The sequence below is a fragment of the Flaviflexus massiliensis genome (assembly GCF_001375495.1).
Lineage (GTDB): Bacteria > Actinomycetota > Actinomycetes > Actinomycetales > Actinomycetaceae > Flaviflexus > Flaviflexus massiliensis.
Genome location: NZ_LN831052.1, coordinates 1 through 988, shown reverse-complemented (window position 1 = coordinate 988; position 988 = coordinate 1). Strand labels below are relative to the sequence as shown.

At 66.1% G+C, this 988-nt stretch carries 1 protein-coding gene and 1 pseudogene; both read right to left on the bottom strand.

Annotated elements, in window-relative coordinates; all coding sequences use genetic code 11:
* Positions 1–57 precede the first annotated feature (57 nt).
* A complete protein-coding gene (locus BN1241_RS13495) occupies positions 58–336 on the bottom strand; it encodes an integrase core domain-containing protein (RefSeq protein WP_222704339.1) in 279 nt (92 codons plus the stop codon).
* Positions 337–357: 21 nt separating this feature from the next.
* Positions 358–988, bottom strand: a pseudogene (locus tag BN1241_RS13055) (IS3 family transposase); the annotation flags it as partial.

Below are 988 nucleotides of genomic sequence, written 5' to 3'. Positions count from 1 at the left end.
TCGGTGACCGAGACCAGGCTGATGTTCTCATCCCGTAGCGCGGCGTGGATCATGGCGTCATCGAGCCGGTTGCGGGCGAGGCGGTCGACCTTGTTGATGATGCAGTACCGCACCGGGTGCGTGGTCGTGTCCCGCGTCAAGTAGTTGGCAGGATTTTTTGGTTTCGAAGTTGGGGATGGTGGGGTTGGCGGTGCCGGCGTAGACGTCAGCGGGTCGGTTCCAGGCGATCGCTTCGTGCGGTCGGACGTGGTTGTAGTCGCGCCGGTAGGCGTTCACGTGCTCGACGAGTTGGAGGCCGTCGTCGATCTCTTCTCGGAACAGCCACTCGTACTTCATCGTCCCGAACCCGCGTTCGCGTTACCCGTTCTGGCCGGGTGTTCGAACCCCCGTGCGTACGTGCCGCAGCTCGGGGCGCGTCGCGATGAACGCTTCGAACGTGAACGATCGGAACGGGCCGCCGTTGTCGATCACGATCGTCAGAACCGGCAATAGCTCGCCGGTGGCTTCGTCGACCTCGCAGTCGTCGATCAGCGGGTGACCGAGGAACGCCTCCGCTTCAGCGAGTGCGAGTTCGACCGCGGTGACGGCGTCGTGCATGTTCGCGGTCGGGGACACGTGCGCGTCGAACTCGTACTTCGCCCAGTAGTCCCGGCACGACGCGATCCGCCAGGTCCCGCCGGTCGTGGTCTCGTACTCGGAGAAGTCCAATTGCCAGACCTGGTTCGAGCCCGTCGGCTCCTTCGCGAACGCCGCCTTGCGACGCTCGGCGAGCTTGCGGCGTTCCCGCTGGTAGTTCGCCTCCAGGATCAAGCCCTCATCACGCAGTAGCTGCAGCACGGTCGCCTGCGAGACCCGGTGCCCGTCGTGACGTGTCATCGCCCAGACCTTCCGATGCCCCCATGCCGGGTGCGCCTTCGCGTGAGCGACGACGGTGTCGCGGACCGCGGTGCGCGCCGGCTGCGGCCACGGACCCTTCGGCGGCCGATCC

Bases quoted from the DNA above. Each gene is read 5' to 3' on its own strand.
- BN1241_RS13495 (WP_222704339.1), bottom strand. From the start codon at position 336: ATGAAGTACGAGTGGCTGTTCCGAGAAGAGATCGACGACGGCCTCCAA.